25 protein-coding genes are annotated in these 26,483 nt (G+C 35.4%); 14 read left to right on the forward strand and 11 right to left on the reverse strand.

The window, feature by feature from the left end; genetic code table 11:
- The first annotated feature begins 74 nt into the window (after nt 1-74).
- The gene (locus AB9K26_RS14015) at nt 75-3,506 is read left to right on the forward strand and encodes a hypothetical protein (RefSeq protein WP_369973194.1); all 3,432 of its coding nucleotides are present in this window, start codon (nt 75-77) and stop codon (nt 3,504-3,506) included.
- Nucleotides 3,507-3,528: 22 nt separating this feature from the next.
- On the opposite strand, the gene AB9K26_RS14020 is transcribed toward AB9K26_RS14015, so the two are convergent.
- The 3 genes from AB9K26_RS14020 to AB9K26_RS14030 form a co-directional block, all read right to left on the reverse strand.
- Entirely contained in the window at nt 3,529-5,220 is a 1,692-nt protein-coding gene (locus AB9K26_RS14020) for an FG-GAP-like repeat-containing protein (protein ID WP_369973195.1), read from the reverse strand.
- Nucleotides 5,221-5,419: 199 nt separating this feature from the next.
- Nucleotides 5,420-6,961 (reverse strand): glycine--tRNA ligase, encoded by a 1,542-nt coding sequence (locus tag AB9K26_RS14025; RefSeq protein WP_369973196.1) that lies wholly within the window; start codon nt 6,959-6,961, stop codon nt 5,420-5,422.
- Nucleotides 6,962-7,024: 63 nt separating this feature from the next.
- Nucleotides 7,025-7,909 (reverse strand): hypothetical protein, encoded by an 885-nt coding sequence (locus AB9K26_RS14030; RefSeq protein WP_369973197.1) that lies wholly within the window; start codon nt 7,907-7,909, stop codon nt 7,025-7,027.
- Between the two features lie 70 nt (nt 7,910-7,979).
- Here AB9K26_RS14030 and AB9K26_RS14035 point away from each other — a divergent pair, with 70 nt between their 5' ends.
- The gene (locus AB9K26_RS14035) at nt 7,980-8,660 is read left to right on the forward strand and encodes a ComF family protein (RefSeq protein WP_369973198.1); all 681 of its coding nucleotides are present in this window, start codon (nt 7,980-7,982) and stop codon (nt 8,658-8,660) included.
- Between the two features lie 82 nt (nt 8,661-8,742).
- Entirely contained in the window at nt 8,743-10,350 is a 1,608-nt protein-coding gene (locus AB9K26_RS14040; RefSeq protein WP_369973199.1) for an Ig-like domain-containing protein, read from the forward strand.
- On the opposite strand, the gene AB9K26_RS14045 is transcribed toward AB9K26_RS14040, so the two are convergent.
- The 5 genes from AB9K26_RS14045 to ahcY all read right to left on the reverse strand — a co-directional run bounded on the left by AB9K26_RS14045 (nt 10,337) and on the right by ahcY (nt 14,868).
- Complete coding sequence (locus AB9K26_RS14045) at nt 10,337-11,116, reverse strand: amidohydrolase (RefSeq protein WP_369973200.1); 780 nt, start codon at nt 11,114-11,116, stop codon at nt 10,337-10,339. The two genes, AB9K26_RS14040 and AB9K26_RS14045, sit on opposite strands and share 14 nt — an antisense overlap.
- A gap of 110 nt (nt 11,117-11,226) precedes the next feature.
- Complete coding sequence (locus tag AB9K26_RS14050; RefSeq protein WP_369973201.1) at nt 11,227-11,724, reverse strand: hypothetical protein; 498 nt, start codon at nt 11,722-11,724, stop codon at nt 11,227-11,229.
- A gap of 65 nt (nt 11,725-11,789) precedes the next feature.
- Entirely contained in the window at nt 11,790-12,932 is a 1,143-nt protein-coding gene (locus AB9K26_RS14055; RefSeq protein ID WP_369973202.1) for a methionine aminotransferase, read from the reverse strand.
- A 25-nt stretch (nt 12,933-12,957) separates the two neighbouring features.
- Nucleotides 12,958-13,428: a very short patch repair endonuclease gene (locus tag AB9K26_RS14060; RefSeq protein ID WP_369973203.1), complete on the reverse strand. Its 471-nt coding sequence runs from the start codon at nt 13,426-13,428 to the stop codon at nt 12,958-12,960.
- Between the two features lie 123 nt (nt 13,429-13,551).
- Nucleotides 13,552-14,868, reverse strand: coding sequence for an adenosylhomocysteinase (ahcY, locus tag AB9K26_RS14065; protein WP_369973204.1), 1,317 nt, complete (start codon nt 14,866-14,868; stop codon nt 13,552-13,554).
- Nucleotides 14,869-14,936: 68 nt separating this feature from the next.
- On the opposite strand from ahcY, the gene AB9K26_RS14070 reads away from it, so the two are divergent.
- The 8 genes from AB9K26_RS14070 (at nt 14,937) to AB9K26_RS14105 (ending at nt 22,300) form a co-directional block, all read left to right on the forward strand.
- Nucleotides 14,937-15,563, forward strand: a complete 627-nt coding sequence (locus AB9K26_RS14070) for a 4'-phosphopantetheinyl transferase superfamily protein (protein ID WP_369973205.1) — start codon at nt 14,937-14,939, stop codon at nt 15,561-15,563.
- Nucleotides 15,564-16,289 carry a geranylgeranylglyceryl/heptaprenylglyceryl phosphate synthase gene (locus AB9K26_RS14075; protein WP_369973206.1) on the forward strand — a complete coding sequence of 242 codons (726 nt, stop codon included), beginning with the start codon at nt 15,564-15,566 and terminating at the stop codon, nt 16,287-16,289.
- Between the two features lie 2 nt (nt 16,290-16,291).
- Entirely contained in the window at nt 16,292-16,552 is a 261-nt protein-coding gene (locus AB9K26_RS14080) for a thiamine-binding protein (protein WP_369973207.1), read from the forward strand.
- The gene (gene pnuC, locus AB9K26_RS14085; protein ID WP_369973208.1) at nt 16,536-17,177 is read left to right on the forward strand and encodes a nicotinamide riboside transporter PnuC; all 642 of its coding nucleotides are present in this window, start codon (nt 16,536-16,538) and stop codon (nt 17,175-17,177) included. The genes AB9K26_RS14080 and pnuC overlap by 17 nt, the downstream gene beginning before the upstream one ends.
- Nucleotides 17,129-17,704 carry an AAA family ATPase gene (locus tag AB9K26_RS14090; RefSeq protein WP_369973209.1) on the forward strand — a complete coding sequence of 192 codons (576 nt, stop codon included), beginning with the start codon at nt 17,129-17,131 and terminating at the stop codon, nt 17,702-17,704. Before pnuC ends, AB9K26_RS14090 begins: the two co-directional genes overlap by 49 nt.
- The gene (locus tag AB9K26_RS14095) at nt 17,701-19,257 is read left to right on the forward strand and encodes a DUF4301 family protein (protein ID WP_369973210.1); all 1,557 of its coding nucleotides are present in this window, start codon (nt 17,701-17,703) and stop codon (nt 19,255-19,257) included. Before AB9K26_RS14090 ends, AB9K26_RS14095 begins: the two co-directional genes overlap by 4 nt.
- Nucleotides 19,258-19,259: 2 nt before the next feature.
- The gene (gene arfB, locus AB9K26_RS14100; protein ID WP_369973211.1) at nt 19,260-19,670 is read left to right on the forward strand and encodes an alternative ribosome rescue aminoacyl-tRNA hydrolase ArfB; all 411 of its coding nucleotides are present in this window, start codon (nt 19,260-19,262) and stop codon (nt 19,668-19,670) included.
- 389 nt (nt 19,671-20,059) lie between these two features.
- Complete coding sequence (locus tag AB9K26_RS14105; RefSeq protein ID WP_369973212.1) at nt 20,060-22,300, forward strand: TonB-dependent receptor; 2,241 nt, start codon at nt 20,060-20,062, stop codon at nt 22,298-22,300.
- A gap of 54 nt (nt 22,301-22,354) precedes the next feature.
- On the opposite strand, the gene AB9K26_RS14110 is transcribed toward AB9K26_RS14105, so the two are convergent.
- The gene (locus tag AB9K26_RS14110) at nt 22,355-22,780 is read right to left on the reverse strand and encodes a Rieske (2Fe-2S) protein (protein ID WP_369973213.1); all 426 of its coding nucleotides are present in this window, start codon (nt 22,778-22,780) and stop codon (nt 22,355-22,357) included.
- Between the two features lie 164 nt (nt 22,781-22,944).
- On the opposite strand from AB9K26_RS14110, the gene greA reads away from it, so the two are divergent.
- Nucleotides 22,945-23,418 carry a transcription elongation factor GreA gene (gene greA / locus AB9K26_RS14115; RefSeq protein ID WP_369973214.1) on the forward strand — a complete coding sequence of 158 codons (474 nt, stop codon included), beginning with the start codon at nt 22,945-22,947 and terminating at the stop codon, nt 23,416-23,418.
- A gap of 103 nt (nt 23,419-23,521) precedes the next feature.
- Nucleotides 23,522-23,911, forward strand: coding sequence for an HIT family protein (locus tag AB9K26_RS14120; RefSeq protein ID WP_369973215.1), 390 nt, complete (start codon nt 23,522-23,524; stop codon nt 23,909-23,911).
- On the opposite strand, the gene AB9K26_RS14125 is transcribed toward AB9K26_RS14120, so the two are convergent.
- Complete coding sequence (locus AB9K26_RS14125) at nt 23,906-24,268, reverse strand: hypothetical protein (protein WP_369973216.1); 363 nt, start codon at nt 24,266-24,268, stop codon at nt 23,906-23,908. The genes AB9K26_RS14120 and AB9K26_RS14125 overlap by 6 nt on opposite strands.
- Nucleotides 24,269-24,322: 54 nt before the next feature.
- A complete protein-coding gene (locus tag AB9K26_RS14130) occupies nt 24,323-25,477 on the reverse strand; it encodes a sensor histidine kinase (protein WP_369973217.1) in 1,155 nt (384 codons plus the stop codon).
- A gap of 133 nt (nt 25,478-25,610) precedes the next feature.
- Here AB9K26_RS14130 and AB9K26_RS14135 point away from each other — a divergent pair, with 133 nt between their 5' ends.
- A complete protein-coding gene (locus tag AB9K26_RS14135) occupies nt 25,611-26,480 on the forward strand; it encodes a flavin reductase family protein (RefSeq protein ID WP_369973218.1) in 870 nt (289 codons plus the stop codon).
- Nucleotides 26,481-26,483: the final 3 nt, after the last annotated feature.

Raw genomic sequence — 26,483 nt, forward strand, 5'->3', positions numbered from 1 at the left:
TGTACTTTTACACCATTATTTTAAGGGGCTTTTAACCATAAAATAATTTCCGCCTTAAGAAGTTATTATACTGAATGAAAATTGCTGTCACACTTCTTTGTTTTCTTATGGCTTGCGCTGGATTTGCGCAAGATTCCACTTCTAATTACAGAACCAAAAAAGTAGCTGTTCGTGATAGCATTCAAATTGACACGGTTAGTATCAACACAAGTAGTTTTGTTTTAAAACTTAAAGATGGAACTGTATTGGATTCAACCTATTACAGTATCGATTTTTCCAAGTCTTTGCTGAAACTGAAAAAACCAGTTGCAACCGACTCACTGATAATTGATTATCTGAGATATCCCGATTTTATCACACGACAATATTTCCAATTGGATGATCGCGTGATTGTTGAAAATACAGATAACCTTCAACGTTTGTACAAGCTCAATCAATCTAATGTCAATCGGTCGTTTTTACCCTTTGATGGCTTGAATACCTCAGGAAGTATTGCTCGAGGCGTGACGATAGGCAACAATCAAAACTCGGTTTTGAATAGTGAATTGGATCTTCAGATTACAGGAAAATTAAGTGATAAGGTATCGCTTAGGGCATCCATTCAGGATGCTAATATTCCGCTTCAAGAAAGTGGTTATTCCCAACGTCTTGACGAGTTTGATCAAGTTTTTATAGAGTTATTTAGTGACTCTTGGAATATACGAGCAGGCGATATTGATTTAGTGAATGCTGAAAGCTATTTCGCTGCATTTACAAAACGGGTTCAAGGCTTATTTGTCAATGCTAATTTTGAAGGTGAAGCTTCTAATTCCAATGTGTTTGCTTCAGGAGCTTTGGTAAGAGGTCAGTTTACCACAAGTCAGTTTACAGCTGAGGAAGGCAATCAAGGACCTTATAAATTACGAGGTCCGAATAGTGAGCTGTTTGTGCTTATTGTGTCAGGTTCTGAAACGGTGTATGTTAATGGTATTCCTATTGAACGTGGTGAGACCAAAGATTATATCATTGATTACAATGCTGGAGAGATTATTTTCAATTCTACATTTCCCATTACATCTGAAATGCGAATCACAGTAGATTATCAATATAGTGAACGAAACTTTTCTAGGTTTACCTTGTATGGTGGTGGAAATTACGAAACCGAAAAACTGAAACTGGGTGTTTCGGTATATTCCGAAAGTGATGCCAAAAACCAACCGTTACAGCAAAACCTATCATCTGAGCAGGTTGATATATTATCGCAGGCTGGAGATGATCAATCCTTGATGGTAGCACCTTCAGATGTTCAAGAGGCATTTAATGAGAACCGTATTTTATATAGAAAGGAGATTGTAAATGGAGAGGAGATTTTTGTGTTTTCAAACAACCCAGAAGATGAATTGTTTAGTGTTCGATTTACGCAAGTAGGAATTGGCCAAGGGAATTATAAAATAAAAACTGAATTTGATGGAGAGATATTCAATCCCTTGAGTAATGTATATGAATATGTTCCACCAATTGGAGGATTACCACAAGGAAGTTATGAACCAGTTGTTCAACTTATAGCACCAGTGAAATTACAAGTGGCAGTAATTAACGGAACCTATAAGCCTAGTGAGAAAACCGATATTCATTTTGAGTTGGCTGGAAGTAGAAATGATTTGAACTTGTTTTCAAGTTTGGACGATGGAGACAATGATGGCTTTGCTGGAAAGCTAACGGTAAAACAGCAACTCATTAAAACCGACAGTTTATGGAATTTGAATGCCTATGCTGATGCAGATCTCATTCAGAAAAACTTTAAAACCATTCAGCGTTTGTACAGACCTGAATTTAATAGAGATTGGAATCTTGAAAATCCGTTAGGAAATCAAGCGTTGTTGGCTTCTGGAATAGAATTGGTACATCCAAAAAAAGGTTTGGCGAATTATACCTTTGAACATTTGAATTACTCTGAAAATTTTAATGGAAATCGCCATAATATTTTTGCCAATTTAAACTTGAATAAATGGCAAGTTGTATCAAATTCTAGTTTTTTAAGTAATAATAGCAGTCTTTCAAAATCAACTTTTTTAAGATCTTTTAATCGCGTGGTGTACCAAATTAATGACAAGCAATGGGCTGGAGCTAAGTTTGCTATGGAAGACAACGAACAACGTTTAAAATCTAACGACTCACTGACTAATTTAAGTCAGCGATTTACATCTTATGAAGTATTTACAGGAATTGGTGATAGTACCAAGGTGTTTGTTGAGATTGGATACATCAATCGTGTAAATGACAGTTTGCGATTGAATCGCATTCAAAAAGTGAACACCTCAAACACCTACTATTTAAAATCTAGAATCATAAAAAATAAAGTTACCGATTTAGCCATTTTTGCCAATTTCAGAAAGTTGACACAAGAAGATCCTGATGTGGAAGATGAGCGTTCGCTGAACAGTCGATTGAATTATAATCAGAAGCTATTTAACAACATCGTCCTTTGGAATACCATTTTTGAAACCAATTCTGGAAGGCTTCCAAGACAAGATTTTACTTATGTTGAGGTAGATCCTGGTCAAGGTGCCTATACTTGGATTGATTACAACGAAAATGGGATTCAGGAACTCGATGAATTTGAATTGGCACAATTTGCAGATGAAGGTAGTTTTGTTCGGATTTTATTACCAAATCAGGTATTTGTGAAAACCCATCAAAACCGTTTGAGTCAAACTTTGACAATCAATTTTCAGCAATGGGCAAATGCAGAAAGCAAGTCTAGAAAGTTTTGGTCACATTTCTACAATCAAACGGCTTTTTTGATCGATCGTAAGGATGAACGGGAAGGCAATACCTTTAATCTGAACCCGTTTTCATCAGATGATGAGAATCAGTTGGCATTGAATCAAAGTATTAGAAATGTACTGTTTTTTAACAGAGGAAAACAGCGTTACACCACATCTTATACCTATTTAAATAATAGTTTGCGATCTGTGCTGTCTGTTGGGTTTCAGGAAAACCGATTGGAAAGTCATCAGTTGCAATTCAATCATAAATTTGCAAAAAGCTGGTTGGCAAATTTAGAGTCAAGTTTTGAGACCAACGAGAGTGAAAACGAGAACTTCGTGTCAAGAAATTTTGAGTTGGAGGAAATACGATTTGAACCAAAGTTGTCGTATATCTTTAATGAAAATGCGCAGTTTGACATCTTCTATCAATACACTACAAAAGACAATACAATAGGTGATAAGGAGAATTTATTACAGAATAATTTCGGATTGTCATTTACCTATAACAATGCCCAAAAAATTGCTTTGACTGGAGAGGTCAATTATTTTAAAAACGACTATGAAGGCAACCCAAACTCTCCGGTTGCTTATCAGATTTTGGAAGGTCTTCAACCGGGAAACAATTTTACTTGGAGTCTACTCGCACAGAAGAAGCTGACCAAGTTTTTGGATTTAAACTTGAATTATTTCGGAAGGAAAACCGAAACCAGTAAAACCATTCATACTGGAACAGTTCAGCTGAAAGCCTATTTTTGATGAATTTTTGTGTTGGCATTTTTTAGTTTTTAATAATTTTTCTCGTAAGACTCTTTTGATTTCCGCTTGAGACATGTAGGAAGTACACACCTGAATTTAATGAAGATAAATCTATTTTATATTGCAGTGACTTTGGAGTCATTTTGAGAATTTCTTCTTGCAGAATATTATATAATTTCAATTCAGAAATAGGAATTTCAGAATTTACATTTAAAATGTTATTTACTGGATTAGGATAAATCTCTATGGAAGTGTTATCTACTTCATAAATTGATAAATTACTCGAATTTTCAACAATGTTAAGTGCTTGATCAGCATTTAAATTAGTGATAATGTCCTCAATCCCACTTGGCCATCTTACTTTAACATAATCGATTGTCGTGAATTGGCCTGTTCCAAAAAACTCTGAACTGGAATTTTGCGTCAAATATCCTTCGCCACACTGCACTTGTCTGTATTGCTTTTCACCATTTACTGAAATTTCTATGGATGCTCCAATACCATCACGATTACTGATGCTACCTTCAAGATTGACTTTCAGCCAATGGTTAGTTGTGCTGCTGAGATTTTCCCAAATATCTATTGTTTGATTATAACTATTGGTAACGACTAAGTCTGGGTAACCATCATTATTTATATCTCCAATGGCATTGCAAAAACTTGGTTTTTCATCATTGGCAAATCCAATATTACTTGGAATTTGAAAAGTGCCATTACTTAGTTTTTCATAAAAAACAGAGGTGTTTGCCGAAGGCATATTAAATGAAGAGCTACTCACATAAAGATCGAGATCTGTATCTAGATCAGCATCCATAAAGACGGCTCCCCAAGTAAAACCTCCATGCTCACAACCTGTCGCGACCGCCATATCAGTAAACGTTTCATCACCATTATTTACAAGTAAAGCAGTGTTTCCTACATTGGTAACATAAATATCTATCCACCCGTCATTATTGTAATCGCCTACTGTAGTAGTCATGGCATTAAAGGCTAAGTCTGTTCCTGATTCAAAACCGATTTCAGTAAATGTACCATCACCATTGTTTCTGTACAACTGATTCAAGTTATAGGCCTTATCGGTAGATGTGTAGATATCTTGCCATCCATCATTATTAATATCAATGAAAACGGCACAGAATGTTTGATGGCTATCAGCGTCTATTCCAGCTGCAGCAGAGACATTAGTAAATGTTCCATTGCCATTGTTCTTATAGAGATAATTAGGAACCATGATATCTGAGGTGGCACCTTTGTTGCTTAAAAACACATCTAAAAATCCATCATTATCATAATCTCCCCAACTAGCACCATTAGTGTAAATGTTTATGGTTGGCAACCCTGAAGAAAAAGTAATGTCTTGAAAATTAAGATTGCCTAAGTTCTCAAACAGTTTGTTGCCATTGGTTGCACTTCCAATAAATAAATCTTTATCACCATCATTGTCGATATCAACCCAATTAATTTGTTTTGTTTCATAATTAATAGGTCCTAATAAGGTGATTGGAGTAAATGTTCCGTTATTGTTTTTATAGAATCTAAGGTTTTGACCATCACCAGAAGCAAACGATAAGTCATCCCATCCATCATTATCAAAATCCACAAATGAAACACCACTTCCTAAATAAGGATTTCCGCTGGTATAATTCACACCTAGCAGAGTAGCGTTATTTTGAAAATTTATTTGCGAAAATGATGCGTAGGTAATGGCAATCATTATGTAAAATATCGATGGTTTAAACATACTACACAACAATCATAAATGTTAATATTGTGCTAATGTCGTAAATAATATGTTAAAATGTAATTTTTTACATGTTAAATATCTAGACTGAATGGTTTAATGGCAATAAAAAAACCCAAGCAATGGCTTGGGTTTTGGTTAGGTAGAACTTAATGTCTACTGGGTTTTTTTGTTACATCTTCATCAACCATTCTTTAACATCTACCTCTTTTTTGATGATGTCTCGAAGTTCCTCAATTTTTACGCGCTTTTGTTCCATAGTATCTCTATGACGAATAGTCACTGTATTGTCTTCTATACTTTCACCATCAACGGTAATACAAAATGGTGTTCCAGCGGCATCTTGTCTGCGGTAACGTCTTCCTACGGCATCTTTCTCATCATAATCTACATAGAAATCCCATTTCAAATTATCAACGATGTCTTTAGCCATTTTGGTTAATGCTTCATCTTTTCTTACCAAAGGCAAAATAGCAGCTTTGGTTGGTGCTAATACTGCAGGCAATTTTAGAACGGTTCTTACACTGCCATCTTCCAAAGCTTCATCTTGTAAACTATTTGAAAACACTGCTAAGAACATACGGTCTAAACCGATAGAAGTTTCCAAGACATAAGGTGTGTAGCTGGCATTTTCCTCATGGTCGAAATACTGTAATTTTTTTCCAGAGTATTCTTCGTGTTGTTTCAAATCGAAATCCGTTCTGGAGTGGATACCTTCCAATTCCTTGAATCCGAATGGAAATCTAAACTCAATATCTGTTGCAGCATCAGCATAATGCGCTAATTTTTCGTGGTCATGGAAACGGTAATTGTCATCACCCATTCCAAGTGATTTATGCCATTTTAATCGAGTTTCTTTCCAATAGTCAAACCATTCCTTTTGAGTACCTGGTTTGATAAAGAATTGCATTTCCATTTGTTCGAACTCGCGCATTCTGAAAATGAACTGTCGTGCAACGATTTCATTTCTGAAGGCTTTTCCGGTTTGTGCAATTCCGAAAGGAATTTTCATACGACCGGTTTTTTGAACGTTTAGAAAGTTTACAAAAATACCTTGAGCAGTTTCCGGACGTAAATATAAGTCCATTGCATGCTCAGCACTGGCACCGAGTTTGGTTCCGAACATCAAGTTGAATTGCTTCACATCAGTCCAATTTTTTGAACCCGTTAAAGGATCGGCAATATCCAATTCCTCGATAAGCGCTTTAACATCAGCTAGGTCTTCATTTTCCAAAGATTTACCCAAGCGCTTTAAAATGGCATCACCTTGTTCTTGGTATTTAAGAACTCTAGGGTTCGTAGCCAAAAACTGCTCTTTATCAAAAGCCTCACCAAAGCGTTTTTCAGCTTTCTTGACTTCTTTTTCTATTTTGGCATCTAATTTTGCTACGTAGTCTTCAACCAGAACATCGGCACGATAGCGTTTTTTAGAGTCTTTGTTGTCAATCAAAGGATCGTTAAAGGCATCAACGTGACCTGAGGCTTTCCAGGTAGTTGGGTGCATAAATATTGCAGCATCAATACCAACAATATTATCATGCATTTGTACCATGGCTTTCCACCAATAGTCTCGAATGTTTTTCTTCAGTTCTGCTCCATTTTGTGCATAATCATACACTGCACTAAGTCCGTCGTAGATTTCACTACTCTGGAACACGTAACCATACTCTTTTGCGTGAGAGATTACTTTTTTGAATTGATCGTCGTTTGCCATGCCACAAAAATAAAAAACCGCTCCAATTAATAGAACGGTTCAAGATAAATTATATGTATTTTTTTAATATAACTGAACTTCAGTATTGCCTAGTTTACGGTCTTTGTTGAACACATTGATGAAATAGGTCCCTTTGGTAAGTGGTCGTTCATCATTTTCAGCTTCAACATCAACACAGATATCTACTACTTCATTATCATATTGGACAATTTTCTTTAAGCTATAGATTAATGAAGAGTTTCCAAAATTAATAGCGCCTTTATCAGCCATGACATTGTTTTGCGGATTTACAATCTGAATGTAAATTTCTTTCTCACCTTTTTCAGTAAGAGCGTTTTCAGCTAAGGTGAAACACACCTCAATTTGCTGTACTTTTTTTGCTTTATTGGTTGGGAGTTTATTGCCAAGTAAAGAAGCATAGGAATTAGCTTCGAAGGAATTGGCTGTTAGTAAAGCACCTTTCTCAAGACTTTCGGTTAGATACTTGTTTTCTTCTATAAGTGTACTGTTGGTCTTGCGTTGATTTTGAAGTTCACTGTAAGTTACTAGTTTTTCCTTCTGGAGATTCTCATTTATTAACTGAAGAGAATCAATAGTGCCAAACAGGCTTTTATTCTTTTGCTTTATGGAATACAATTGATTTTTAAACCTAGAGACAACAGAAAGATTACTACGTAGCATTCGTATAGAGTCTAAAGCTGATCTTGTGTCTTTTTTAGCAGCTTCCAACTGAGTGGAGATCAATTTATTTGTGACAGAAACTTCGTCATATCTCGAAATCATTTGAGATAATTCACTTTCAACCAGCTTCTTTTCCTGTTCTAAAAATTGTTGATGTGCCTTTATGGATTGATAATTAGTATAACTAAAAACGCTTAAAACTGTGACCGCAACTATTAATGAACCAATAATTAATCTGTAGTTAAATAATTGAGGGTTAACTATCATTATTAATTTTTGTTATTTTACCTTGCGAAACTAGATAATATGTTAGCGATATTTTATTTTAATCGATGAAATGATAATAAATTTGTTAAACTTGTTTTTTCCTAAGGTTTGCTTGTCTTGCCAAAACTATTTGACAGACAATGAAGTACATATTTGTACATCTTGCCGTCATCAATTGCCATTGACAAATTTTCATTTCGATAACGAAAACGCTGTCCATAAAATGATGTATGGACGCGTTAAGTTAGAGCAGGCAACAGCATTGTTGCATTTTTCAAAAAAGGGAAGGGTCCAACGTCTTATGCATAATTTGAAGTATAAAGGACAAGAAGTTGTCGGTCAAGTTTTGGGCGAATGGTTGGGAGAGGAGTTGCAAGCATCGGAACAGTACAAGTCGGTTGACGTTGTTGTTCCTGTTCCAATACATCCTTCTAAATTAAGAAAACGAGGGTATAACCAAGTAGCGAAATTTGGAAAAGCTCTAGCTCAAGCATTGAATGCGGAATATGTAGATTCAGTATTGCTAAAATCGAAGTCAACGGCGACACAGGTTTTTAAAGACAGATTAACGCGCAGTGCAACAGTGGAAGAAGGATTTTCACTTTTTAAACCTGAAATTATTAAAGGAAAGCATATTTTATTGGTAGATGATATCATAACAACGGGATCTACTTTAGAGGCCTGTTCTCAGGCACTACTTAAAGCCAAGGATGTAAAATTGAGTATAGCAACTATGGCCATTACAGATTGATATTTTTAGGATTGTCAAAAGCGAGTTAATTGTTTTGAGAGTGGATGAAATAGTTGTTAATTTGTTCAAAATTTATAAATGAATGCGTACTTATTGGATTAAGTTTTTGGTGGTATTTGTTGCTCTAACAACGATTTTTAGTTGTGCCAATAGAGGACGTCCTTCAGGTGGAGAAAAAGACAAAGAACCTCCAGTGATCACGCGAGTGGTACCCGAAAACTATACTACAAACTTTAAAGGGAATGAAATTCGTATTTATTTTGATGAGTTTATTAAAATAAAAAACCTTCAAAAGCAGCTCATTATTTCACCTCCAATGGAAACCCAGCCAATTATTACACCTTTGGGTTCAGCAAGTAAATACATTAAGATTGTTATTAATGATACGCTTAAGGCAAACACAACCTATGCCTTTAACTTTGGTCAAAGTATCGTCGATAATAACGAAGAGAACCCTTATGATTATTACAGATATGTTTTTTCTACTGGAGATCATATAGATTCACTTTCAGTAAAAGGAACGATTCTCGATGCCGAAAAATTAAAGCCTGATAACTTCGTTTCTGTAATGCTTTATGAATTGGATTCCACATATACCGATTCAACAGTGTATAAACAAAAACCAAAGTATATAACAAATACTTTAGACAGTTTAACCACCTTTAGTATTGAAAACATTAAGGAAGGTCAATACAAGTTAATTGCGCTTAAGGATGAAAACGGAAACTTTACCTACCAGCAAAAAAGTGATAAAATAGGGTTTTATGAAGGCGTGGTTACTGTTCCAACCGATACTGCTTACACCATCAAACTGTTTAAGGAAGAACTCGATTTTGATGCGAAAAGACCACGTCAAGTTGCCGGACAGAAAATTGCGTTTGGGTATGAAGGGGATTTTGCCGACATGAAAATTGAAATGTTGGGAAATAAGCCTGACGATTTTGAAAAACGTATCACTAAAGACAAAACTACAGATACCTTATATTATTGGTATAAACCAAAGATAGAATTGGATTCAGTTTTATTTTTAGTTACCAATAAAACCTTTTCAGATACGCTTACGCATAAGTTTCGTGATGTAGAAAGAGATTCACTTGTAGTTAGTGCTATTAAGTCTGGAACCTTGAACTTCAATGAAAACCTTGAAATTGGAGCTAATATTCCTTTTGAAAAAATCAATGAGGAGTTGATCACTATTTTAGATAAGGATTCGATTGAAGTGCCTTTTACGACGGAATTTAATCGCTTAGAAAACAAGTATTCTGTGAAGTTTGATAAAACGGAAGCACAATCTTACAGGATTCAATTGCTTCCTAATAGTTTGGAAGATTTTTTCGGAAACGTAAATGACACATTAGACTACAATGTAAGAACCAAAACCTTTGCTGATTATACCAATATTAGAGTGCGTTTAGAAAATGCGCAATATCCAGTTATTGTTCAGCTAACCGATAAAAAAGGAGAAGTAAAATACGAGCAGTTTGCAACCGAACCTAAAGCTTTCGATTTTAAAAACCTAGAGCCCAACGAATATTATATTAGAGTGGTTTTTGATACGAATGGAAATCAAAAGTGGGACTCAGGAAATTATCTTTTACAACGACAACCTGAACGTATTAGTTATGCTAAAGGACTTATTGACGGTCGAGCTGGTTGGGATTACCCTGAAGAGGTGTTTACTCTAGACTAAAAGTATCCCTGTCCTTTAAAAAACCTAACTTGGTTCTGTAAGTTTCAATAATGGATTTATTCAGCGTTACTATTTCAATAGTATCTTGATTTTCTGAAATATGATCCAGTCGATTTCCCAAAACATCATAAACAGCAGAATGTCCAGAATATTCATGTTTATTGCCATCATATCCTACACGATTGACACCAACACAATAGCTCATATTTTCTATGGCTCTAGCTTTTAGAAGTGTGTCCCAAGCATCTATTCTAACTTTAGGCCAATTAGCCACGTATAAAAGAAGGTCATAGTTTTCAACATTTCTTGACCATACAGGGAAACGCAAATCATAACAAACCTGAAGCTTTATTTTCCAGTTTTTATAATCCACAATTGTGTTTGAAGTTCCAGCTTCATAAACCTTATGTTCACCAGCAAGAGTAAATGTATGGCGTTTGTCGTAGCTATCGACTTGTCCGTTGGGATGAACAAACAACATCCGATTAAAGTAATGGTTTTTGTCTTTAATGACCAGGCTTCCTGTAATAGCACATTGATTCTTACTTGAAAGTTGCCTCATCCATTCAACGGTATTACCAGACATTTGTTCAGCAACTGCTTCTGCATTCATGGTGAAGCCTGAAGTGAACATTTCGGGAAGTATAACCAAATCTACAGACTCATTTATAGAATCGATTTTTTGACTAAGATTGATTCTGTTTTGTTCAGGGTTTTCCCAAGCAAGGTCGGTTTGTATTAAAGCAATTTTCAACGCATTTTCCATGACTTAAAATTACAAATTTCAAAATGAAATGAAGTTGGTGGCCAGACATAAAAAAATCCACTATGATAATGAAAATCAAAGTGGATTTGTGATTAGGGATCATTTATATATTATAGCTTTCGCTTGGCCTTATCTAGATCAGATTTAAGTTTTTCCAATTTTTTAAGCCAATCGGCTTCATCCTTTGGAGATAATTTCCCTTTGCGCTTTAGTTTGTCATATTTTTTTTGTGCCTTACTCAAATTTTTCGTGGCTTTATCAAAGCGTTTTTGAGCCTTTTCTTGTTGTTTTAGTTCTTTTTCAGCCTTTTTTTGCGCTTTTTCGGCCTTTTTTTGTGCTTTTTCAGCTTTTTCTTTGGCTTTCTCCAGTTTTTTGGCTTCTTTTTCAGCTTTAGCGTCCTCTTTTAACGCTTTAGCTTCCATTTTCGACTTTTGAGATAATTCGAAAATAGCTTTCTTTTCTTCCGCTTTTAAGGTATCGGTAACATCTCTCCCCTCAAGAAAAATACGTTCATTTTTAACTTCATATGTTTTTCCGTTTCTTTCTACATTCTGTGCATTTATAGAAATGCTAAAGAGAAGAATACATAGACAAATAATATATTTCATGGTAATGTGTTTTTGTATCTATAATTTTAGACCTGCAAAAATAAAGGATGTCACATGAAATTATGTTAAATTTTATTTAGAATTTCAGAAGCTTGCTTTAAGGTCTCATTTGTTTTGGCAAAACAAAATCGCAGTACTTTATGGTCTTGAAAATCATCGTAAAAAACAGATAGAGGAATGGAGGCAATACCTTTTTCAATAGTGAGTTGTTCTGCAAATCTCACATCATTTTCAGTGCTGATCTCTGAATAATCCAAGACCTGAAAATAGGTGCCATTTGAAGGTTTGAACTTAAATCGTGAATCTTTGATAAGATTTAAAAAGGTATCACGTTTTTCTTGATAAAACTCAGGTAATTCGATAAAATTATCAGGGTTTTGTAAATGTTCTGCTAATGCTTTTTGAGTCGGATGATGTACTGAAAACACATTGAATTGATGAACGTTGCGAAAGGCTTCCATAAGAATTTTAGGGGCACAACAATAACCAACTTTCCAGCCTGTATTATGAAATGTTTTCCCGAATGAAGCCGTAATAAAACTACGTTGTTTTAGATTCTTAAAACGACACACGCTCTGGTGTTGCTGGTTGTCAAAAATGATATGCTCATAGACTTCATCACTCAGGACAATTATGTCTGTATTCTTCGTAATGTCCTCAAGCTGTAACATATCAGAAGCACTTAAGACTGTTCCACTTGGGTTATGAGGTGTGTTGATAATAATCATTTTGGTTTTTGGAGTCACAGCAGTTTTTACAGTTTCCCACGGAATGGTATACTCAGGAGTTTCTAGAGCTATAGCAATTGTTTTACCACCATTGACTTCAATAGCTGGTTGATAGCAATCGTAAGCAGGTTTGAAGATGATGACTTCATCATTTGGTTTAATGAAAGCAGAAATAATGGTGAAAATAGCTTGAGTTGCTCCAGCTGTGACCGTAATTTCAGATTCGGGATGATAGGTAGTGTTATATAGCAATTCAAATTTTTTAGAAATAGCTTCCCTTAAATCTAGTCGTCCTGCCATTGGTGCATATTGATTGTAACCCGAGTTCATGGCACTTGAGACACCATCAATAAGTTTTTGATCACTTTTGAAGTTCGGAAATCCTTGCGATAGATTAATGGCATTGTGCTCATTGGCCAACGCACTCATAACCGAAAAGATAGAGGTTTCTACGTGTGGAAGTTTGGATTTGAATTGCATGTTTAAAAATACGGATTTGAATCGATTAATTATAGCCACCAGTTTGCAAAAAAACCATGACATCATTAATACAGGTTTTTAAGTTGGTTTTCACTTCAGATTCCCAAAACCGGAATACCGTAAAGCCAAGATTTTCCAATTGTTGGTTGACTTCGCGATCACGTTGCATGTTCCGTTCTATTTTTGGAATCCAGAACTTACGATTGCTTTTAAGTGTTGCTTTGCGTTCGATCCAATTGTAGCCATGCCAAAAATCGCCATCAATGAATACGGCTATTTTATATTTTTTAATCGAAACATCTGGCCTACCAGGAAGTTGTTTGTTGTTTACACGATAGCGCACGCCTTCATTCCATAGTGCTTTTCTGAAACGCATTTCGGGTTTGGTGTTTTTGCTACGAATCTTGCTCATGATTTTTGAGCGCTTTTTTGTGGTGTAAAACCCAGCAGATTCCTCAAAGCGAGGGACTTTTATTTTGGCTTCTGAATATGGCATCAGTTCTAAAATAACGGATTTAAATGGAATTTCAAGGGTTCTTACCCAAAAAGAAAACCCTTACATTGCTGTAAGGGTTATAAGTATGATGAGATACTGAAACTAGTTCAGTATGACGTATGTTTAGTATCTGTAGTATTCAGGTTTGAATGGTCCTTCAACCTCTACACCAATATAATCGGCTTGATCTTTACGAAGCTCTGTCAACTCTACACCAATTTTTTCCAAGTGTAACTTGGCTACTTTTTCATCTAGATGTTTTGGTAACATATACACTTTGTTTTCATAAGCATCTCTGTTGTTCCACAGCTCAATCTGAGCTAAAGTTTGGTTTGTAAATGAGTTACTCATGACAAAGCTTGGATGACCCGTTGCACAACCAAGGTTGACCAAACGACCTTCAGCTAGAATGATGATATCCTTTCCATTTACAGTGTACTTATCTACTTGAGGTTTGATTTCCACGTGAGTACTGCCATGATTTTTCTTCAACCAAGCCATGTCAATTTCATTGTCAAAATGCCCAATATTACATACGATGGTTTTGTCTTTCATAGCTTCAAAATGCTCACCTCTTACAATGTCTTTGTTTCCAGTAGTTGTAATTACAATATCAGCATTTCCTACGACACTTTCCAGTTTCTTTACTTCAAATCCGTCCATAGCAGCTTGCAATGCACAAATTGGGTCGATTTCAGTTACAGTAACAATACTTCCAGCACCTTTAAAAGATGCGGCAGTTCCTTTACCTACATCACCATAACCACAAACCACAACACGTTTACCAGCAAGCATCACATCTGTAGCACGACGAATTGCGTCAACAGCACTTTCGCGACATCCATATTTATTATCAAACTTTGATTTTGTAACAGAATCGTTAACGTTAATTGCTGGCATAGCCAAAGTTCCGTTTTTCATACGTTCGTACAAACGGTGAACACCAGTAGTCGTTTCTTCAGACAATCCGTTGATACCTTTTGTCAACTCTGGATATTTATCGAATACCATATTGGTTAAATCACCACCATCATCCAAAATCATGTTCAAAGGTTTGCGATCTTCTCCAAAGAATAAGGTTTGTTCAATACACCAATCAAATTCCTCTTCATTCATCCCTTTCCATGCATACACAGGGATGCCAGCAGCAGCAATAGCAGCAGCAGCTTGATCTTGTGTTGAAAAGATGTTGCAAGAACTCCAAGTGACTTCTGCACCAAGAGCCACCAAAGTTTCGATTAAAACGGCTGTTTGGATGGTCATATGAAGACATCCTGCAATGCGAGCACCTTTTAAAGGTTGAGATTCTTTGTATTCTTCACGAAGACTCATTAATCCTGGCATTTCAGCTTCAGCCAATTCTATTTCCTTTCTTCCCCATTCTGCAAGAGACATGTCTTTTACTTTGTAAGGCACGTAAGTAGATGTTTTTGTATTCATAATTATTTCTTTCTATCTATATTTGCGTTTGCAGGTGCAAAGGTAATCATTAACTTTCAGATATTTAAATGCCACTTTACAAAACTATTCAGGTCAATTCGCAAACTATTGTTAAAATTTGGAAGATTACCGAATCTTATGAGGAATTGATGGCACCACTAGATCTTAAATCTAATAGTTTGGAACGTGTTTTAGGCATGAAAAGTGAATTGCATCAACGTGGATTTCTTAGTGTTCGTCATTTGTTGAGAGATTCTGGTTATACAGATCAAGACTTATACTATGATACAAATGGGAAGCCTCATTTAAAAGATGGAAAGCATATTTCTATTACGCATTCGTTTACCTTTTCTGGAATTATTATCAGTGATTCTGAAGTTGGCATAGACATTGAAATGCAGCGTGATAAAATTGCAATTATCGCTAAAAAGTTTGTCGATTATGAATTTAAATATCTTAGCAAGACAGATGCAGATTATGTTAAAAAACTAACCGTCATTTGGGGCATTAAGGAATCGCTTTATAAGTTGTTTGCCACACCTGGTATGCTATTTAGAGAACATTTTTTGGTCATTCCATTTATGCTGGAAGATCAGGCTACTGTGGCTTGGATAGATTATCAGGACAAAAAATACCGATACCAAACCCAATTTCTGGAATTTGAAGGATTTACTTGTGCCTTTGTTACCGCTTAAATGAAAGGAATTTATTATCACATAACACAAAGTGTTTCAGAGGGCAAAAAGAGTTTGGCGGTTTTGATTGACCCTGATAAAATGACAGTTCAAAATGTTCCTGGTTTCATTGAAAATGTCAACAATTCAATAATCACTTTTATCTTCGTTGGTGGCAGTACTGTAGAAACTGAAGCTACACATATATTGGTTTCCGAAATAAAAAAACACACTAGTTTGCCCGTTGTGCTCTTTCCTGGTGATGTGACACAGATTTCAGAAGCAGCTGATGCTCTCTTGTTTTTATCTTTGATATCAGGTGATAATCCAGAATATTTAATAGGCAAACATATAAAAGCCGTTCCCAAGTTGATGCATAGTGATTTGGAGACCATTCCAACAGGCTATATTTTAATTGAAAACGGCAAACAAACAACGGTTGAAAAGGTTACTGAAACTAAGCCAATTCCAAGGGAAAACAAAGAGCTCATAATGCACACTTCTAAAGCAGCTGAGTTACTCGGAATGCAATTAATTTATCTTGAAGCGGGAAGTGGTGCTTTGCATCCTGTTCCTTTGGAAACCATTCGTCTTGTAAAACAAAATTTAAACATACCTCTTATTGTTGGAGGAGGTATACGAAGTAAGCAGCAACTTAACAATGCTTTTGAGGCTGGAGCAGATATTGTTGTTATTGGAACAGCCTTTGAAACGAATGAAGCCTTTTTTGAAGAATTAAAACCATAACCATGAACATTTCAGTAGAGCTAACCTTAACGCCATTACACGATGATTATGAACCAGCCATCATTCATTTTATAAAACAACTTCGAGCCTCAGGCTTGAAAGTTTTGGAAAATCCGTTGAGCACACAAGTGTATGGCGATTATGATGAGGTCATGACTGTGTTGAATAAAGAAATCAAAGATGCTTTTCTGTTGATCGAACGTGGGTTGCTTCACATGAAAATTGTTAAATCTGATCGCTACGATTATGAACCCCATTTTTGAATTTCTGTTCGGTCAATACAAAGACTACGCTTCCATTGACATTGCATTAGAATTGATTGCGGTTGTTTTTGGGTTCTTATCGGTTTGGTTTTCGAAACAAAACAAGATTTGGGTCTTTCCAACAGGGATGATCAGCACAGCCATTTTTGTCTATCTTTTAGTTAAATGGGAATTGTTAGGCGATATGATGATCAATGCCTACTATTTTATCATGAGTGTTTATGGATGGTATGTTTGGACCCGAAAGGTTGATGCAACGCATGTGACACCAATTTCCAAAACAACAGTAAACGAAAAAATGATGAGTGTTGTCATTTTTTTGCTAACACTCGGGTTTGTTTATGTGGTTTATAAATCATTTGATAAATGGACTTCTTGGGTAGCTTACGTAGATACGTTAACCACAGCTTTGTTTTTTGTTGGTATGTGGCTCATGGCGAGGCGTAAGATTGAAAATTGGATCTTATGGATCATTGGCGATATCATTTCTGTACCATTATATTTTTATAAAGGTTTTACTTTTACAAGTTTTCAGTATCTCGGATTTACTATTATTGCTATTTTTGGATACATCGCATGGAAGAAACACTTAAACAAATCACTCACACTAACCCAAACTGTTTAAAGGTTGTACTTTTTGGTCCAGAATCTACCGGAAAATCAACTTTAGCTGAAGCCTTATCAAAACATTTCAATACGGTTTTTGTAGAAGAGTTTTCCCGAAGCTATGCTGAACAAAAAAAAGAGGATGGTGAAGTTTTGACCAAAGCAGATGTTTTACCAATTGCGGTTGGTCAAATGCAGTTGGAAAATGAGCGATTAAAGAAGGCTAACAAAATATTGATTTGTGATACAGACTTATTGGAAACATTGGTTTACTCTAAAATGTATTATAATGGATTCTGTCCTGAACCAGTAAAAAAATATGCTGAAGAAAACACTTACGATTTATATTTTTTAACTTATATTGATATGCCTTGGGAAGCTGATGGTATCCGTGACCAACCACATGATAGGCTACAACAATTCAAAACATTTGAAGCCGCTTTAAATCACTTCAAAAAGCCTTATGTTGTTGTTAAAGGTGCGTTTGAAGAACGCTTAAGCTTTTGCATAAACCAAATTAATGAACTATTAAACGACACACATTGAATTTTTCAAAACAAGATATAGCCCAAATAGAGAAAAAGGGATTAACCGTTAAACAAGTTGAGCAACAGATAGAAATTTTTGAAGATGGATTGCCGTTTTCAAATTTGGTTTCTGCTGCCACAATAGGTAATGGGATCTTAAGTTTAACAGAGCAAGAAATTGACGATTATGTTTTAAAATATGAATCGCAATTACAAGCGCTTTCTATTTTAAAATTTGTTCCGGCCTCAGGAGCAGCCACACGCATGTTCAAGTTTTTATTTAAGTTCTTGAATGAATACGATATCGATAAGGAAAGTATAAATTCATATATCAATACCCACAACAATAAGGATTTATCCATATTCTTCATCGGATTGGAAAAATTTCCTTTTTATCACATTGTAATCGAAAAGCTTCTAAAATCATATCCAGATTTTTATGAGCTATCAACCGATAAACAGCGCTTGCTTTTTGTTAAGATGATGTTAGATGCGAACAAATTGAACTATGGAAATTATCCCAAAGGATTATTGCCGTTTCATGAGTATAAGAATCAAATCATTTCTACAGCTTTTGAAGAGCATTTATTTGAATCGGCACTATATTCTCCTGATGGAAAGGATGTTTGCCTTCATTATACCATTTCAGAACAGTATAACCATAAGTTTGACAAAGAATTTGAGCGTATCAAGAAAAAAGTGGAAACCAAAACCCAATCGAAATTTGACATTTCATTTTCACATCAAAAAGAGTCTACAGATACAATTGCTGTAACACCAAAGGACGAACCATTTAGGGAAGTTGATGGATCGCTGTGCTTTAGGCCTTCTGGGCATGGCGCGTTGTTGGAAAACCTAAATGATTTGGAGGCTGACATCATTTTTATCAAAAATATAGATAACGTTGTCAATTTCAAGTACAAGGAAATCGTTGCCAAATACAAAAAGATGTTGGCTGGTATTTTGATAGAGTTACAAGGGAAAGTATTCCATTATCTTAAAATTCTGGATGAAGGATCACCTTCAGAAGATATGCGAGTAGAGATAGGAGAATTTTTAATCAATAAATTAAATGTTAGAATTAATAGTGAATTCGAAAAGTATTCTGCAAAATATCAAATGGAATACTTAATAGAAAAACTTAATCGTCCGATACGTGTGTGTGGAATGGTCAAAAATGAAGGAGAGCCAGGAGGTGGACCATTTTGGGTCAAGGACGAAAGTGGCAATGAATCACTGCAAATTGTTGAATCGGCTCAAATCAATAAAAAGAATAAACACCAAAAGAGAATTCTAAAATCATCAACGCATTTCAACCCAGTTGATTTAGTTTGTAGCGTTAAAAACTACAAAGGAGAAAAGTTTGATCTTAAAGCATATGTAGATCCTAAAGCGGCTTTTATTACTATGAAAACCAAAATGGGTAAAGACTTGAAAGCTCTTGAGTTACCTGGACTTTGGAATGGAAGTATGGCCAATTGGAATACGATTTTTGTTGAGGTGCCATTGATTACCTTCAATCCTGTAAAAACGGTTAACGATCTTTTAAAAGCACCACACCAAATCAAATAAATATGTTTGATGAAGAGGCTATAGTCAAGGAATTTTCATTTAAAGCCATACGAAGTTCGGGTGCTGGTGGTCAGCATGTGAATAAGACAGCTTCAAAAGTTGAATTGTTGTTCAATATTGATCAATCTGAAGTCTTATCACAAGATCAAAAAGACATTCTTCAGTTGCACTTAAAACATCGACTCACAAAAGCTTCGGTATTGATACTTCAATGCGGAACAAGTCGAAGTCAGCATAAAAATAAAGAAATCGTCATCAAGAGATGTCTTGAGCTACTTAAAGATAATCTTATCGAAGACAAGGAACGGATTCCAACAAAAACACCTAAAAAGGCAGTCAAGAAACGTTTGGAAAATAAAAAAAGGGTATCTCAAAAAAAAGCCAATCGTCAACCACCTCAAATGGATTCATAATAAGGACTTCTAAATTTCATTAATAAAGTCTGATTTCATTGTTCCAATCCATAAATCTGTTATATCTTTGCGACGTTCTCAAAAGGGGTGCTTCAACCTAAATTCAAAAGATTTAGCGCAAGCTGAGATCATACCCATAGAACCTAGAACAGGTAATGCTGTTTAGGAAGCGAGCGTAAAGAAAGTGTCTGGTAGACATTTTTAGCAAGTGCAATAAGGTCATCAATGTTTGTTTTTACTTCTGAATTTGAATGTTTATTTTTAAAATACACATGAAAGGATTCAAAATGAAAATAGCATTTTGATATTGCAATAGTTTAACGTTCAAAAATCATTTATTAACCTTGAATAATTGCCTCTTTTTATTCGATTAAAATTGTATTAATCGTATGAAAAATCTATTCAAAACAAAATTGTTTTACGAGCAAACAAATAGTCGTATCAAACTATTGCCACTGTTTGTTTTTGTGTTTATCAATGCACTTGGCTTTGCCCAAGACCAAGACCAAGAAAAAGAACAGGATTCCACTAAAATAGAAACACTTGATGAAGTTTTGGTAAAAGCTGTTCGAGTGGATGCCAAATCACCAATCACTCACAGTAATGTGACTAAGGCTGAGATCAAAAAAAGAAATTTGGGACAGGATATTCCAATCCTTTTAAATTTTTTACCATCAGTAGTTACTACTTCAGATGCTGGAGCTGGTATTGGATACACAGGAATACGTGTTCGTGGTGTCAGTGCGCAATCGACTAACATCACCATCAACGGAATTCCATATAACGATGCTGAATCTCTAGGAACATTTTGGGTCAATCTTGGCGATTTTGCATCTTCTGTAGAGAGTTTGCAATTGCAACGTGGTGTTGGTACTTCAACGAATGGTTCAGGTGCTTTTGGTGCTAGTGTCAATGTGTTAACAGATGCAGTTTCCAATAAGGCTAATGGTGAAATATCTAATTCATTAGGAAGCTTTAACACGCGAAAACATACTGTTAAGTTTAGTACAGGATTATTAAATGACCACTTTGAAATCGCTGGACGACTATCTAATATTTCCTCTGATGGTTATATTGACAGAGCATCGACCGATTTAAAATCTTATTTTTTACAAGGGTCTTATATCAATGGCAATACGTTGATTAAAGCCATTACCTTTGGCGGACAAGAACTAACATACCAATCATGGTTCGGTATCGATGAAGAGACGCTTAAGAACGATCGTACCTTCAATCCGGCTGGTCAGTATACCGATGACGATGGAAATACTCAGTTTTACGACAGAGAAGTAGATGATTACAAACAAGATCATTATCAGCTGCACTGGAACCAGCATTTCAATAATCAATGGTCAATGAATCTTGGATTGAATTACACCCACGGAAGAGGCTTTTTTGAGCAGTTTAGGGAAGATGATGACTTTGAAACCTATGGCTTTGAACCTATAACAGTTAACGGACAACCACAAACGACTACCGATTTGATTAGACGACGTTGGCTCGATAATGACTTTTATGTCATTAATGCAAGTATCAATTATAAAAACAATAATTTGGATATGATTTTCGGGACCTCATTCAGTCATTATGATGGAGATCATTTTGGAGAAGTAATTTGGGCTGAATTTGCTAGTCAAAGTGACATTCGTGACCGTTACTATGAAGGTAATGGAAAGAAGAATGATGTTTCTGTATTCTCTAAAGCAAATTATAGACTCAATGAAAAAATCAAGCTATATGGCGACTTGCAAATTCGAAATGTAAATTATGAAACATCTGGCATCAATTCAAACTTAACAGAGTTTAGGGTAGATAAAAATTACACTTTTTTTAATCCAAAAGCAGGAGTGACTTTTGAAGTGAATGATAAAAATGATCTTTACTTTTCTTATGCAAGAGCCAATAGAGAACCTAGTAGAGATGATTTTGAGAATAATCCCGATATCGAGCCTGAACAGCTAAATGATTTTGAATTGGGATGGAGACACCGAAAAAACAACTTTAGTTTTAATGCCAATGCATACTTCATGTTGTATAATGAGCAATTGGTACTCACTGGAGATATAGATGGTGTTGGTAACCCAATTAGGACCAATAGTGGAGAAAGTTACCGATTGGGATTGGAGTTGGAAGCAGTAATTCCTGTTAGTCCAAAACTAACATTACAACCAAATGCCACGATAAGCTCCAATAAAAATAAAGAAACCATTATTTCTTTTGACGGAAATTTGGTTAATCTAGGGAAGACCGATATTGCATTCTCTCCTGAATTCATTGCAGCCAATGCAATTGTATATCAACCTATAGAGAATTTGCAAATGTCATTGCTCAGTAAGTTTGTTGGAGAACAGTTTATGAGCAATACTGAAGCGGAATTGTCTAAGTTGGATAGTTTTTTTGTGAATGATTTCAACATATCCTATACCATTAAACCAAAGTCAATTTTTAAGGAGATTACTTTGACAGGGTTGGTCAATAATCTGTTTAATGAAACATATGTTTCCAACGGATATTATTACACATTTGATGATGATTATTCAAATCCTGGAACGATTTCCACAATTGAAGGAGTTGGATTTTACCCACAGGCTACCACCAATTTTTTACTTGGTGCAACCTTAAAATTCTAATTAGGAGAAACGTATTTTAAAAGAACCCTTAGTAAAAAAACTAAGGGTTTTTATTTAGTTCGTAATGGTTAAATCAGAACCATTTACGCTAACTCGGTATTCCTTCAAGGCACAAGGTAATTGGGCACCATCAGCAAAACCTGTAAGTAAGTTATATTTATTGGCATCTTGACAGCCACAAGTAACAATAGTGCCTTCAAGAGTCATGATTGAACAGACATCTGGAACGTGATTAGGATCAGCAGCATCGTAGGCTCTGAAATTTCCTCCTACATTAGTGACATAAATACCAGCATTGCCCTCATTGGCTATATAAACCGAATTGGTAGAAAATGCCAATTGGCTGTATTGAGGTAAACTTAAACTTATGGTTCTGTTAATGCCAAAGTCGGATAGAAAATTACAATTATCATTAGTGTCGTCATCTTTTTTACATCCGACAATAACCAAACAAACAAATACTAAAATCAAAGGTCTCATAGCCATATTTTTCGCGTCTAAATTACAACAATTTTATAGGTCAATTAAATATTTTGTATCTTTGTAGTCTAAATCTCGTGTCAACGAGATTTTTTCATTAGTCCCGAACTCGTTCGGGATATTTTGAATATAGAGATTGATGATATTACGTAAACGTATGAATTATGAGTAAAGTATCTTATTATACTGCAGAAGGATTAAAAAAGCTTAGAGATGAGCTACAACAACTTAAAGATATAGAGCGTCCAAAAGCTTCACAAGCCATAGCTGACGCAAGAGATAAAGGCGATTTAAGTGAAAATGCCGAATACGACGCTGCTAAAGAGGCTCAAGGTCTTTTGGAAATGAAGATTTCCAAGCTTGAAGAGACTTTGTCTAATGCACGTGTTATTGACGAATCACAAATGGATACATCTAAGGTTTTGGTGTTGTCTAAAGTGAAAATAAAAAACCAAACCAATGGAATGGAGATGACTTACACATTAGTGGCAGATGGAGAAGCTGACTTAGCATCTGGTAAAATTTCTGTGAACTCTCCAATTGGTAAGGGACTTTTAGGTAAATCTGTAGGAGAAGTTGCCGAAGTACAAGTTCCTAATGGAACCATGAAATTTGACGTTTTGGAAATTAGCCGTTAAGAGAATAGCAGATAGTATTTCAACTTCAAAAAAACTTTAAAAGATTCCTATTGCTTAGGAATCTTTTTATATTTACAAGTACTATAAATTAATCAATTAACCGATGGCTTCTATCTTCTCAAAGATTATTGCTGGTGAAATTCCATCTTATAAAGTAGCAGAAACCGATGACTTTCTTGCCTTTCTAGATATTAATCCAAATGCCAAAGGACATACCTTATGTATTCCCAAAAAGGAAGTCGATAAAATATTCGATCTTGATGAGGCTACTTATACTGAACTCATGAAATTTTCACGTAAAGTTGCCATTGCTATTGAAAAAGCAGTTCCTTGTAAACGTGTTGGGATGACCGTTATTGGTCTGGAAGTACCTCATGTTCATGTGCACTTAATTCCGTTAAATACTATGGAAGATGCACGCTTTACGAGTAAAGCTTCTTTAAAAAGTGACGATTTTGAGGCTATTGCAAAAAGAATTTCTTCTTATTTATGATGCGCTTGGAAACACGCCCATAATAAACAAAAGAACTGTCAAGAATAAAATCAAATCAAGAATAATAAAAATCCAACCTGCCTTTTTCAGCTTAAAGGATTTTGGTCTAGGAGAAACAGCTCTTTTGTGATATGCAACGACTTGCTCAATGTTGTCTGTCCAACTTACAGGAAATATATCTGTATTACATACGTTGCAATGCATTTCGTTGATGGTGTCTTTAGTAATGGCCTTATAAAAAAGATTTTCGACAAGTTTTTGTTTGAACGTTAGCTCTAAGCCTTCATTAGAGTAACACTCTGGGCAATTATTGTTGAGTTTAACTTCCTTTAATGTAAAATATTGGCTAGTCTTCATAATAACAACCGTAATCTATTGAAAAGCTTTGCTTTAGGCGTTCAAGATTTAAAGTTAAGAAATTAATCTTAAGGAGATTTGCATGGTTGTTCCTTTTCCGATGTCTGAACGCAAGACTTTAATTTTTCCTTTATGGTAATCTTCAATAATTCGTTTAGCAAGAGATAAGCCCAATCCCCAACCTCTTTTCTTACTGGTATAACCTGGTTGAAAAATAGTATTGAAATGTTGTTTGGCAATACCTTTACCAGTATCAGTCACTTGAACCTTGACAAATTTACCATCATTTTCAATGCTAATTTTAATATGGCCTTTGCCCTTCATAGCATCTATAGCATTCTTAACTAGATTTTCAATGGTCCAGCTGTAGAGTTGTTGGTTAAGCTCAACCATAATAGCTTGTTCAGGCACCGAAATCTCAAAGTCGATCAGATTGGAAGATCGCGCTTTTAAATAATCGTAAGAATCTAATGTTTCCTTTACAATATCGATTGCTTTCAATGTTGGAACAGAACCAATTTTGCTGAACCTTTCCGTTATGGTCTGTAGTCTAGAAATATCTTTTTCGATTTCAGATAAATATTCAGGATTTACCTGTTCTGACCTTAAAATTTCAGTCCAACCAACCAAAGAAGAAAGCGGAGTTCCAATTTGGTGCGCAGTTTCTTTTGCCATACCAGTCCATAGCTTGTTTTGATCGGCAGTTTTTGAACTCTTGTAAAAAAAGTATACTACAGCAGCGAATAAAAAAATGATCACTAGTAAGGCTAGAGGATAGTATTTTAACTTGTTGAGTAGTGGAGAATTTCCATAATACATGGTGCCATAAAGCTTGTCGTCTGCAACGACTTGAATTGGTGTATTCTCATTTTGAAATCTTGTTTTTAACTTTTCAAGATACTGATTTGGGTTTGACACACGAGTTGTGTCTATATTTCTTATGCTTCCTATAGTTCCTCCAGGAACAATCAGTATCATTGGAGTTGTGGTGTTGCTTTCAATAATTCTAGACGTCATTTCAATTTCATCGTCACTTTCAGATTCTATCAAGGTCTCTTGCGCAAACGACCAAAGTTCCATTTTGGTGCGCTCTTCAGCCTTAAAGTTTTGAAAGAATACATACGTGTTCCAGAGAATTAATGAGATGATAATAAATGAGGCCACAATGATAATCCATCGCGACATATTTCGGTTTATGGTAAATGCCATGAACAGTTTTTTTGAATTCTTAAATATAATGTAAATCTGTTAATAATATTGTTCCAACAAGGTTGGAAATCACTTTTATAACTTTATCATATTGGTTACATTTGTCACTTGATAAACAAAACTGAATTAAGGCATGGCAAGCTTCGATCCTAAAGATATTTCCACTGGAAGATTACATGGTTATTTATTGAGTTCGGTGGCACCAAGACCTATTGCTTTTGCAAGCACACTTGATGCTGATGGAAACCCTAATTTGTCCCCATTTAGTTTTTTTAATGTCTTTAGTGCCAATCCTCCAATTTTAGTGTTTTCGCCAGCGCGACGCGTGAGAAATAACACAACTAAGCACACCTTGGAAAATGCAGAAGCTACTAAGGAAGTTGTTATCAATGTGGTGAGTTACGATATCGTGCAGCAGATGTCGCTAAGTAGTACCGAATATGCTAAAGGTGTCAACGAGTTTAGTAAATCTGGTTTGACGATGTTGGAATCTGAAACCGTTAAGCCTTTTAGAGTGGCCGAATCGCCAGTACAATTTGAGTGTAAGATTAATGATATTATCAAGTTAGGTTCTGAAGGTGGTGCAGGCAACTTAATCATTTGTGAAGTTTTGAAATTTCATATTGACGATGCTGTTTTAAATGAAGACCAAACCATTAATCAAATCAAATTGGATTTGGTGGCAAGAGCTGGAGGAAATTATTACAGCCGAGCTAAAAACGGTTTTTTTGAAGTGCCTAAACCTTTATCAACGCTTGGTATTGGTGTTGATGCTATGCCTAATGTGGTTAAAAACAGCATGATTTTAACAGGTAACGATTTAGGTATGTTAGGCAATGTTGAAGAATTGCCAACTAAAGAGGAAATCGAAGCTTTTATCAATGATGTTAGTGAACGCTACCCAGACATTAGGGAAATGTCACACAGACAAAAACATAAAATCGCTAGAAACTACTTGAGTTATGGTGATGTGAATAGCGCATGGAAACTGCTATTATCTTAAAAA

Origin of the sequence: Psychroserpens sp. XS_ASV72 (assembly GCF_041224425.1) — a bacterium.
Lineage (GTDB): Bacteria > Bacteroidota > Bacteroidia > Flavobacteriales > Flavobacteriaceae > Psychroserpens.

Bases quoted from the DNA above. Each gene is read 5' to 3' on its own strand.
- AB9K26_RS14060 (WP_369973203.1), bottom strand. From the start codon at position 13,428: ATGCCATATTCAGAAGCCAAAATAAAAGTCCCTCGCTTTGAGGAATCT.
- AB9K26_RS14110 (WP_369973213.1), bottom strand. From the start codon at position 22,780: ATGAGACCTTTGATTTTAGTATTTGTTTGTTTGGTTATTGTCGGATGT.
- AB9K26_RS14025 (WP_369973196.1), bottom strand. From the start codon at position 6,961: ATGGCAAACGACGATCAATTCAAAAAAGTAATCTCTCACGCAAAAGAG.
- pnuC (WP_369973208.1), top strand. From the start codon at position 16,536: ATGAACCCCATTTTTGAATTTCTGTTCGGTCAATACAAAGACTACGCT.
- AB9K26_RS14055 (WP_369973202.1), bottom strand. From the start codon at position 12,932: ATGCAATTCAAATCCAAACTTCCACACGTAGAAACCTCTATCTTTTCG.
- AB9K26_RS14130 (WP_369973217.1), bottom strand. From the start codon at position 25,477: ATGGCATTTACCATAAACCGAAATATGTCGCGATGGATTATCATTGTG.
- ahcY (WP_369973204.1), bottom strand. From the start codon at position 14,868: ATGAATACAAAAACATCTACTTACGTGCCTTACAAAGTAAAAGACATG.
- AB9K26_RS14035 (WP_369973198.1), top strand. From the start codon at position 7,980: ATGATAATAAATTTGTTAAACTTGTTTTTTCCTAAGGTTTGCTTGTCT.
- AB9K26_RS14120 (WP_369973215.1), top strand. From the start codon at position 23,522: ATGGCTTCTATCTTCTCAAAGATTATTGCTGGTGAAATTCCATCTTAT.
- AB9K26_RS14075 (WP_369973206.1), top strand. From the start codon at position 15,564: ATGAAAGGAATTTATTATCACATAACACAAAGTGTTTCAGAGGGCAAA.
- AB9K26_RS14030 (WP_369973197.1), bottom strand. From the start codon at position 7,909: ATGATAGTTAACCCTCAATTATTTAACTACAGATTAATTATTGGTTCA.
- AB9K26_RS14080 (WP_369973207.1), top strand. From the start codon at position 16,292: ATGAACATTTCAGTAGAGCTAACCTTAACGCCATTACACGATGATTAT.
- arfB (WP_369973211.1), top strand. From the start codon at position 19,260: ATGTTTGATGAAGAGGCTATAGTCAAGGAATTTTCATTTAAAGCCATA.
- AB9K26_RS14015 (WP_369973194.1), top strand. From the start codon at position 75: ATGAAAATTGCTGTCACACTTCTTTGTTTTCTTATGGCTTGCGCTGGA.
- AB9K26_RS14020 (WP_369973195.1), bottom strand. From the start codon at position 5,220: ATGATTGCCATTACCTACGCATCATTTTCGCAAATAAATTTTCAAAAT.
- AB9K26_RS14125 (WP_369973216.1), bottom strand. From the start codon at position 24,268: ATGAAGACTAGCCAATATTTTACATTAAAGGAAGTTAAACTCAACAAT.
- greA (WP_369973214.1), top strand. From the start codon at position 22,945: ATGAGTAAAGTATCTTATTATACTGCAGAAGGATTAAAAAAGCTTAGA.
- AB9K26_RS14105 (WP_369973212.1), top strand. From the start codon at position 20,060: ATGAAAAATCTATTCAAAACAAAATTGTTTTACGAGCAAACAAATAGT.
- AB9K26_RS14090 (WP_369973209.1), top strand. From the start codon at position 17,129: ATGGAAGAAACACTTAAACAAATCACTCACACTAACCCAAACTGTTTA.
- AB9K26_RS14040 (WP_369973199.1), top strand. From the start codon at position 8,743: ATGCGTACTTATTGGATTAAGTTTTTGGTGGTATTTGTTGCTCTAACA.
- AB9K26_RS14135 (WP_369973218.1), top strand. From the start codon at position 25,611: ATGGCAAGCTTCGATCCTAAAGATATTTCCACTGGAAGATTACATGGT.
- AB9K26_RS14045 (WP_369973200.1), bottom strand. From the start codon at position 11,116: ATGGAAAATGCGTTGAAAATTGCTTTAATACAAACCGACCTTGCTTGG.
- AB9K26_RS14050 (WP_369973201.1), bottom strand. From the start codon at position 11,724: ATGAAATATATTATTTGTCTATGTATTCTTCTCTTTAGCATTTCTATA.
- AB9K26_RS14070 (WP_369973205.1), top strand. From the start codon at position 14,937: ATGCCACTTTACAAAACTATTCAGGTCAATTCGCAAACTATTGTTAAA.